This window comes from Curtobacterium sp. ME26, from assembly GCF_903970945.1.
GTDB lineage: Bacteria > Actinomycetota > Actinomycetes > Actinomycetales > Microbacteriaceae > Curtobacterium > Curtobacterium citri.
The window spans coordinates 1-9,068 of the sequence record NZ_CAJCKG010000080.1; the positions used below are offsets into that span (position 1 = coordinate 1).

Genomic DNA, 9,068 nt, shown 5'->3' on the forward strand with positions numbered 1-9,068 from the left:
CGAGCGCCACCGCGGTCAGTCCACCACCGCGGCGACACCCTCGACCTCGACGAGCTGGTCGTCGTAGCCGAGGACGGTGACGCCCATCAGCGTGCTCGGGACGTCGTGGTCGCCCATCGCGGCGCGGACGACCTGCCACGCGGCGACGAGGTCCGCCTGGTCGGACGAGGCGACGAGGACCCGCGTGTGCAGGAGGTCGGCGAGCCCGGCGCCGGCGGCGACGAGCGCCGTCTCGAGGTTCGCCATGCACTGCGCCGCCTGCCCGCGGGGATCGCCGACGGCGACGGTCCGGCCGTCCTCGTCGAGCGGGCAGGCGCCGGCGAGGAAGACCGGTCGTGCTCCGGCGGGAGCCGTCGCGGCGTACGCGTACTCCGCGACGCTGCTGAGGCGGTCGGTCCGGATGAGCTGCACGGCGCTGGTCACCCGGCCAGCCTGGCACAACCGGGGCCGCGAGCAGTCGCAGGGACGGCTCGCGACCCCGGTTCGTGTCCGGACCCTCAGCGAGCGACGGGGTTCGGCATCCGACCGGCACGGATGAGGGACTCCGTCTGGGCGGACAGGTCCACCATCTGCAGGGTGTTCCGCAGCTGCAAGCGGTTCAGGCACGAGTGCTCGAAGTCCGGCACGCGCAGGTCGAGCGGCCGGGCGCGTCCGACCGACGCCGCGTCCACGCACGACCCCACGAGCCGCCAGAACACCGCACCCGGCAGCACCCCGTCCTCGTCGAGGATCGCGGCCAGGTGCCGCAGCACCCCGTCGAACACGTCCGTGAACACGCCGAGCGCTGCCTCGTCGTCGTCCACGGGGTGCACGATCCGCTCGATCCCGTCGGGGACCGCGACGTCACCGACGACGACGACCTCCTCACCGATGTCCTTCATGAACACCCGGGACACCACGCCGTCACGGAGGACGAGCACGAGGTTCTCGCCGTGCGGCATGAACAGCAGCTGGTGCTCGGTCAGGCAGTGCACCACCGGACGGAGGTACGCGTCGAGGTACCGTCCCACCCACGTGGCGGCGTCGAGCCCGGACCGCTGCACGAGCGCGGCGGCGACCGACCGGCCACGGGCGTCCCGGTGCAGCAGGGCCGCCATCGTGACGGGCCGTTCCCCCGGTGCCAGCCGCGGGACGGGGCTCTCGCGCCAGAGCGCCGCGAGCATCTTCCGCTGCGGCGCGCCCCGCTGCGCCGGCCCCGACCCGATGCGGTGCCAGGCATCGCCGGTGTACCCGATCGCGGCGTGCTCACGGAGGACCCCGAAGCCGGCGTCGGCGAGCACCGGGTCGGCCGCGACCAGGCCGGCGACCCAGTCGTTCACCGCCGGCGTCGTGCGCATGTAGGCCGGGGACATGCCCCGGAGGAACCCCATGTTCTGCACGGCGAGCGCCGTCTTCACGTACGAGCGGCCCGGGGACGCGCGGTTGAGGGCCGTCCGGATCGACTGCTGGGGCTGGTGGTCGTCCGGCCCGTCGCCGAGGTCGACGAGGTCCTGCCGTCCGAGGTCCGGCGCGAAGGTGACGGCGATCCGGTGCTGCCACTGCCACGGGTGCACCGGGAACCACGTGTACGCGTCCGGGTCGAGCCCCCGGCGTTCGAGCGTGTCCCGGAACCGGTCGACCGCTGCGCCGTCGAGCTCGGCTGCCCAGTGCTGCTGCTCGGTGCGGTCCGCGGCGAGCGCCAGGTGCGTGTGCTCCCGTCGTGCGGCGAGCCACCGGTACCGGAACCGACCGCCCGACTCCGGTGCGTACGCCCGGTACTCGTCGAGGCCGAAGCCGATCCGGCCGTTCGCGGCGACGAACGCCGGGTGCCCCTCGGTCATCGCCGCCTCGGCGTCCTGGAACCCCGCGACGACGTCGCCGTCGGACCGTCCGCGAGCGAGCTGCGCCGCGGACGGTCCCCCGCGGCGGTGCTTCGCTGCGGCGGACGCCAGGGTCGAGGCGATCTCCTCCAGGTAGGTGCCGAGCAGGTCGTCGGGGATCCCGAGCTCGTGCTGCAGCCCGAGGACCAGCTCCTGCGCGTCGAGCGGTACCGGACCGCACGTCCCTCGGCGGCTGCGGGTCAGGGACGCCTCGTCGACCACCCAGTGCTCGAGGGCGTGCACCCGGGCGCGGAACCGGTAGGTCGAGTCCCCCGCGTCGAGCGCCCACGCGTCCCCGTCCGCGCGCGGCGCGACGAGCCGCTCGTGCGTGAACTCGGCGATCGCCTTCGCGACGAGGTGCCGCTGGGCCGGCTCCAGGTGCTCGGGCCGCAGGTGTGCTGCGGGCCCGTCGTCGTCGGGTACCCCGATCCGCTCGGTGTCGAGCACCGAGAGCAGCGCTCGCTTCCCGTCGACGTCGACCTCGCGGAGCGCTCGGAACCCGACCTCGGCGTTCTTCCGCTGCACCGCCGTGTTGCGGACGTCCGGTTCGACGACCACCCGTCGTGCGCCGAGGGCGTCGCGGCAGTGCTCCACCACGGCCCGGACCACGGCGCTCGTCAGCCCGTGCACGCGGCCGTCCGCGGGCGGTGGGGCGACGAGCAGGTGCATCCCGACGTCGCCGGGCTCCGCGTCCCACACGTCGGTGAGGAGCACGACGCCCGGGTCGTAGGTCTCCGCGTACGCGATCGGCTCCCCGTGCCGGCGGAGCAGCCAGCCGGTCTGCGCCGGGTCCTCCTGCACGTCCCGCAGGTACGTGCGGACGGCGTCGACGTCGTGGTCCGTCATCGCCCACCACGAGGACGCCGGGTGCCCGAGCCACCGCTGCACGAGCGCGGCGTCGCGGTCCGGGTCGACGGGGTGGACGGACGGGAGGCCCGTGGTCGCGTCCGCCGGCACGGCGACCGTCACGGGGGCGCTCACGCCGTCATCCCGGCCGTCGCGTCCCGGCGGTCCACCGCAGGGTCGTCGGCGCTCGCCGCGGTGCCGACGCTCGCCGCGCCGTCGGCGCTCGCCGCGGGGTCGGGGACCGGCCGCCCGCCGGGCAGGCCGAACTCCTGGAAGGCGATCCGTTCCTCCAGGCCGTACACGGCGCGACCCGTGACGGACCGGATGATCGACGCGTTCCGCCACGCGCCCATGCCGAGGTCCGGGGCGGTCAGTCCGTGCGTGTGCTCCTCGGCGTTCTGCACCCAGATGCGACCACCCAGGGTGTCGATGTGCAGGTCGCGGGCGACCGCGAACCGTCCCCGGTCGTCACGGGCGACCAGGTGCTCGACGGGCGCGAGGAAGTCGGGCGTGCGCGGCCGGTACCCGGTCGCGAGGACGAGCCGGGCGACCTCGTGCTCCACCTCGGTGCCGAGCTGCCCGTGCTGGAGCGTCAGGCGGAACCGGTCGCGGTCCGGCACCCAGTCGGCGGCGACGACGCTGGTGTCGGTGCGGAGCGTCGTGGGCACCGGCCCCCGGACGCTGATCCGGTAGAGCGTGTCGTACACCTCGTCGACCAGGTCGGCGCTGATCCCCTTGTACAGGCCGCGTTGCTCGCGGCCGAGCCGGTCACGCACCTCGCGGGGCAGGGCGTGGAAGTGGTCGGTGTACTCGGGGCTCGTCATCTCGAGCGTGAGCTTGGTGTCCTCCATCGGGAAGAACCGGGGCGAGCGGGTGATCCAGTCGAGGCGGTAGCCGCCGTCGCAGGTGCCCTCGAGCAGGTCACGGTAGACCTCCGCCGCGGACTGCCCGCTGCCGACGACCGCGATCGAGTCGGCGCTGCGGAGGTCGTCCCGGGCGGGCAGGTACCCGGCGGAGTGCACCACCGGCCCGTCGAGGTCGCGGAGGGCGTCGGGGACCGCGGGCTCGGTGCCGATGCCGAGCACGACGTGCCTGGTGAGGTACCGCTCCGGTCCGTCGGCGGTCTCGGCGTGCACGGTGAAGAGGTCCGCGTCCGGGTCGTGCTCGACGGCCACCACGCGGCGACCCCACCGCAGGGTGTCGAGCCGCTCGGCCGCCCACCGGCAGTACGCGTCGTACTCGACGCGCAGGGGGTGGAAGTCCTCGCGGATGAAGAACGGGTAGAGCCGTCCGGTCTCCTTGAGCCACGCGAGGAACGAGTACGGCGAGGTCGGGTCGGCCATCGTGACGAGGTCGGCGAGGAAGGGGACCTGGATGGTGGCGTCGTCGAGCATCATGCCGTGGTGCCAGGCGAAGCCGTCGGCCCGGTCGAGGAACACGGCGTCGACGTCGGCGACCGGGTCGGTCAGGCAGGCGAGGCCGAGGTTGAACGGGCCGATGCCGATGCCGACCAGGTCGTGGACGGTGGTGCTCGTGCTCGTACTGGTCGTCATCGGTCCGCTCCCGTCGTCGGAGCGCCGTGGGCGCCGGCGTGGGCGCGGCCGCGGACCCGCTCATCGTGCAGCCGCGCGGCGGTCGCGACCACGTGGTCCAGCGACGCGACGACCTGGTCGGCGGTGGTCTCGGGGTTCAGCAGCGTGAGCTTGCTGGTCGGCCGACCGTCGACGACCGTCTTCGCGACGAGCACCCGCCCCTCCGTGAGGAGTGTCGCGCGCAGCGGTCCCACGAGGGCGTCCGCGTCGATGTCGGACACCCCGTCCGGCTGCCAGCGGAACAGCACCGTGCTGAGCTGGGTCGGGGCGACGAGCACCAGGTCCGGGTGCCGCCGGACGTGGTCGTGCACGCGCTCGGCGACGTCGAGCACCCGGTCGAAGGCCCGCCCGATCGCCGGACCGCCGCTCGCCCGGAGCGTCGTCCAGAGCTTCAGCGCGTCGAAGCGCCGCGTGGTCTGGAGCGACTTGTCGACCTGGTTCGGCTCGTCGGCGTCCTCGGGGTTGAGGTAGTCGGCGTGCCACGAGGCACGACGGAGGTCGGCCGGGTCACGGACGAGCAGGGCACTCGACGACACCGGCTGGAAGAACGACTTGTGGAAGTCCGCCGTGACGCTCCTGGCGCGCTCGATGCCGTCCAGCAGGTGCCGTCGCGTCGGGGACACGAGCAGTCCGCACCCGTAGGCGGCGTCCACGTGGAGCCAGACGTCCTCGAGGTCGCACACGTCGGCGATCGGCTCGAGCGGGTCGATGCAGCCGCGGTCGGTCGTCCCCGCGGTGGCGACGACGGCCATCGGCGTCAGCCCCGCACGTCGGGCATCGGCGATCGCGTGGGCGAGGTCGTCCGGACGCATCCGGCCGGCGCTGTCGGTGGCGACGTCGACGACCGCGTGTTCGGGCAGCCCGAGGACCATCGCCGACCGCCGGACGCTGAAGTGGCTGGACACGGTGGCGAACACGACGAGGTCGTCGAGCGCGGGACCGCGGCCGGCCCGGGTCGCCGCCTGGCGTGCCAGGAGCAGGGCGTGCAGGTTCGACTGCGTGCCGCCGGAGGTGAAGACCCCGTCACCGGCGGTGAAGCCGATCGTGTCGGTGACCCACGAGACGACCCGGCGTTCGACCTCGGTGCCGATCCGCGACTGGTCCCAGGTGTCCACCGAGGTGTTGACGGCGGCGAGCACCGCCTCGGCGGCCACCGCGGGGACGGCGACGGGGCAGTTCAGGTGCGCCAGGTAGCCGGGGTCGTGGAACCAGACGGCCTCGGCCGTGACGAGGTCGTCGACCTCGTCGACCGCGGCCTCGGCAGAACCGAGCGGCCGGTCGAGGTCGACGGCGGCGACGCGGTCGCGGAGGACGGCTGCGATGGTGTCGGTGGTCGGGGTCGTGACGGCCGCCAGGCGGGTCGCGGTCCGGTCGACGGCACCGCCGACGACCGTTCGGTACCGGTCGGCACGGTCGGACGTGAGGATCTCGAGCAGTGGCTGCGTGCTGTTCACGTTAGGTAAGCCTAACCTTACTCGAAGGCAAACAGAACAGCACGGTGGGGGAAGAACGATCGGTCGGCCCGGACTGTCCCCCGGGTCGCACACGACTACCGTTGGACCGTGCCCACCCCGCCGTCCCTCGCGACCGTCGCGGTGATCGGCGCCGGCCAGGCCGGCCTGTCGGCCGCGCACCACCTGGTCGCCCGCGGCTTCGCCCCCGTCGGGCTCGACACCGCTCCGACCGCTCCGAGCGTCGTCGTGCTCGACGCCGGGGACCGCCCCGGCGGCGCCTGGCAGCACCGCTGGGAGTCGCTCCGGATGCGCACGGTGAACGGCATCTTCGCGCTGCCCGGCATGCCGCTGCCGGAGATCGACCAGGAGGAGCCGAGCCGCTCCGCGGTCCCCCGCTACTTCGCGGCGTACGAGGAGCACGAGCGCCTGCCGGTCCACCGCCCCGTGCACGTCCGCGCCGTGCGGTCCCCGGCCGGGACCACCGACGGCCCGCTCACGATCGAGACCGACCGCGGCGACTGGCGGGTGTCCGCCGTGGTGAACGCGACCGGCACGTGGGACACCCCGGTCGTCCCGGAGGTGCCCGGCTCGGAGCGCTTCCTCGGCGAGCAGCTGCACAGCCACGAGTACGTCGCCGCCGAGCGGTTCCGGGGCCGCCGGGTCGCCGTCGTGGGCGGGGGCATCTCCGCTGTGCAGCTCCTCGAGGAGGTCAGCCGCGTGACCGACACCGTCTGGTACACGCGTCGCGAACCGGTGTTCCTGCCCGGTGCGTTCGTGCACGAGCTCGACGGCGTGGACGTCGAGCGCCGGGTCGCCGCGGACGTCGCCGCGAGCCGTGCCCCGGGCAGCATCGTCTCGTACACGGGCCTGCTCTGGACCGACTACGCCCTCGCCGCCCGGGAGCGCGGCGTGCTCGAGCGCCGACCGATGTTCACCGGGATGACGCCCCACGGCGTGGTCGAGGCAGACGGGTCGTCCACCTCGGTCGACGTCGTGCTCTGGGCCACCGGCTTCCGGGCCTCGCTCGACCACCTCGACCCGCTCGGTCTGCGCGGACCGTCGGGCGGCATCGCGATGGTCGGGACCCGCGTGGCGTCCGACCCGCGCGTCCACCTGGTCGGGTACGGACCGTCGCAGTCGACGATCGGCGCGAACCGCGCCGGTCGGGCGGCCGCGCGCGAGGTCGCGCGCCTGGTCGACGGACGCGTGGCGCCGACGGACTGAGCGGGCACCGACGGACTGAGCGGGCACCGGACGGGAGGCGCGGTGCGGGCCGGCCCCGCGCCTCCCGTCCGTCGCGCCGACCGACCGGGCGCCGGACCGGCACCGGTCCGCGTTCAGGACGCCGTGACGAGGGGCGGCAGCGGCCGCTCGGTGTCGGCGACCTGCGTCATGCGCGCCGCGAGCTTCCGGAGCGGTGTCCCGAGCAGGACCGCGTCGGCCGCTCGCCGGGCCGCCAGACCGACCCGGCTCCGTGGGTAGGCGAAGCGGATCATGCCGTCCGGGATCCCCTGCACGTCGTCGACGAGGGGCCGCATCCAGTCGTCGAACGACGTCAGCGCACGCTCGACCGTCGCACGGTCGAGCGGGCCGTCGACGAAGTCGCGGTCCACGGCCGCGCCGTCCACGGCCCCGACCAACGAAGCAGCGAGGACGTACCCGCCCGTGAGCGCGAGGGACGCGCCGCCACCACCCATGGGTGTGACGCACCACGCGGCGTCGCCGACCAGGGCGACGCGTCCACGCCGCCAGGACGGCATCCGGATCTGCGTGAGCCGGTCGACGTAGAGGTCGTCGGTGGCCGCGAACCCCTCGAGCACGCGGTCGGTCTCCCACCCGACCCCCTCGTACCGCCGGCGCAGGGCGTCGACGAGGTCGCCGCGGCCTCGGTCGACGAGGTCGTCCTCCCCCGCGTACGCGAGGATCGCGCGGGTCGTCCCGTACGGGTCCGGCCGGAGGTGCACCTGCCGACCCCCGACCGCGGTGTACCACCGCCACCGGTCGTCGTCGTCCGCGGTGCGCGGGATCGTGCCGAACGCCATCGTCACGCCGAGGTCCCGTGGGTCGACGTCGCCCGGGTCGGTGAACACGAGGTCACGCGTGGACGAGCGCACACCTTCGGCGACGACCAGCAGGTCGGCGTCGAACCGTCGTCGGCCGGTCGTGACGACGGTGACGGCGTCCTCGCGGTCGGTCACGGCGGCGACGGTGTCGCCGTAGAGGACCTCGACCCCGTCGGGCAGGTCGTCGAGCAGGATCCGCGCGAGGTCCCCGCGGAGGACCTCGAGCTCGGCGGTCGCGCCGTCCGGCCCGTCGCTCGGGAGCTCGGCGCGGACCGAGCCGTCCTGCCGGACGAGCACCGTGCCGGTCTCGGTGGTGTTCGCCGCACGGACCGCGTCGACGAGGCCCATCCGCTCGAGCACCTCGTGGGCCACCCCGCGGACGTCGACGTTCTGGCCGCCGGTCCGGAAGGACGGCGCGCGTTCGACGACCGTGACCTCCCACCCGGTGCGGCGCAGCCACCAGGCGGCTGACAGACCTGCGATGCTCGCTCCGGAGATCACTGCGTGTGGTGCGGACATGTCCTGCTCCTCGGGATGGGGTGTCGGACGACCGTCCGGCCGCCGTGCTTTACAGTGAAGCGACTTGACTGTGGAGGAAGCTGGATGGACGTCGACCCGCTCGACACCGCGTGGACCGACGTCGAGGTCGCCGTGATGCAACGGCTCCGGGACTGGGCCGTCGCGTTCGACGAGCTCAACCGGCACCTCGGCGCCTGGGTGGACCTGACACCCTCCGACGCGAACGCCCTGGGCCAGGTGCTCTGGGCCGAGCGCGCGGGGGAACCGCTGTCCCCCGCGGAGCTCGCGCGACGGATCGGGATGACGTCCGGCGCGACCTCGGTGCTCGTCGACCGACTCGAGGCCGCCGGACACGTCACCCGCCACCGGGAGAGCACGGACCGGCGACGGGTCACGCTCCGGACGACCGAGCGGGCCCAGCGTGCGAACGAGGCGTTCCTCGGGTTCGCCGGCCACGAGATCGCCGGGACGCTGCGCGCGACGGAGCCGGACGACGCCCGGGCGGCACTGGCGTTCCTCGACAGGATGACGGGCGCGGCGACGACGGCGAACGCGCGGCTGGCGCAGCGTGCGCGGACCGGCGGCTGACGGCACCGGCACCGGCACCGGGACCGGGACGTCGAACCCCCGCCGAGCCGGAGCTCGACGGGGGTTCGTGTCGTGTGTGACCCCAGCGGGATTCGAACCCGCGTTACCGCCGTGAGAGGGCGACGTACTAGGCCGCTATACGATGGG

At 74.1% G+C, this 9,068-nt stretch carries 7 protein-coding genes; 2 read left to right on the top strand and 5 right to left on the bottom strand.

Features of this window, described 5'->3' with window-relative positions:
- Positions 1–15: 15 nt before the first annotated feature.
- The 4 genes from H7A69_RS16665 to H7A69_RS16680 form a co-directional block, all read right to left on the bottom strand.
- Positions 16–423, bottom strand: coding sequence for a RidA family protein (locus H7A69_RS16665; protein WP_182048070.1), 408 nt, complete (start codon positions 421–423; stop codon positions 16–18).
- Between the two features lie 74 nt (positions 424–497).
- Positions 498–2,840: a GNAT family N-acetyltransferase gene (locus tag H7A69_RS16670; protein ID WP_182048071.1), complete on the bottom strand. Its 2,343-nt coding sequence runs from the start codon at positions 2,838–2,840 to the stop codon at positions 498–500.
- Positions 2,837–4,258, bottom strand: a complete 1,422-nt coding sequence (locus tag H7A69_RS16675; protein WP_182048072.1) for a lysine N(6)-hydroxylase/L-ornithine N(5)-oxygenase family protein — start codon at positions 4,256–4,258, stop codon at positions 2,837–2,839. Before H7A69_RS16675 ends, H7A69_RS16670 begins: the two co-directional genes overlap by 4 nt.
- Positions 4,255–5,751, bottom strand: a complete 1,497-nt coding sequence (locus H7A69_RS16680; protein ID WP_259346282.1) for a pyridoxal phosphate-dependent decarboxylase family protein — start codon at positions 5,749–5,751, stop codon at positions 4,255–4,257. The genes H7A69_RS16675 and H7A69_RS16680 overlap by 4 nt, the downstream gene beginning before the upstream one ends.
- A gap of 108 nt (positions 5,752–5,859) precedes the next feature.
- Between H7A69_RS16680 and H7A69_RS16685 the strand changes: the two genes are divergently transcribed.
- Complete coding sequence (locus H7A69_RS16685) at positions 5,860–6,975, top strand: NAD(P)-binding domain-containing protein (protein WP_182048073.1); 1,116 nt, start codon at positions 5,860–5,862, stop codon at positions 6,973–6,975.
- Between the two features lie 113 nt (positions 6,976–7,088).
- On the opposite strand, the gene H7A69_RS16690 is transcribed toward H7A69_RS16685, so the two are convergent.
- Positions 7,089–8,333 carry an FAD-dependent monooxygenase gene (locus H7A69_RS16690; RefSeq protein WP_182048074.1) on the bottom strand — a complete coding sequence of 415 codons (1,245 nt, stop codon included), beginning with the start codon at positions 8,331–8,333 and terminating at the stop codon, positions 7,089–7,091.
- A gap of 84 nt (positions 8,334–8,417) precedes the next feature.
- On the opposite strand from H7A69_RS16690, the gene H7A69_RS16695 reads away from it, so the two are divergent.
- The gene (locus H7A69_RS16695) at positions 8,418–8,921 is read left to right on the top strand and encodes a MarR family winged helix-turn-helix transcriptional regulator (RefSeq protein ID WP_182048075.1); all 504 of its coding nucleotides are present in this window, start codon (positions 8,418–8,420) and stop codon (positions 8,919–8,921) included.
- Positions 8,922–9,068: the final 147 nt, after the last annotated feature.

What these genes read in the sequence shown, in the direction of transcription:
- H7A69_RS16675 (WP_182048072.1), bottom strand. Translation starts at nt 4,258, where the DNA reads ATGACGACCAGTACGAGCACGAGCACCACCGTCCACGACCTGGTCGGC.
- H7A69_RS16690 (WP_182048074.1), bottom strand. Translation starts at nt 8,333, where the DNA reads ATGTCCGCACCACACGCAGTGATCTCCGGAGCGAGCATCGCAGGTCTG.
- H7A69_RS16695 (WP_182048075.1), top strand. Translation starts at nt 8,418, where the DNA reads ATGGACGTCGACCCGCTCGACACCGCGTGGACCGACGTCGAGGTCGCC.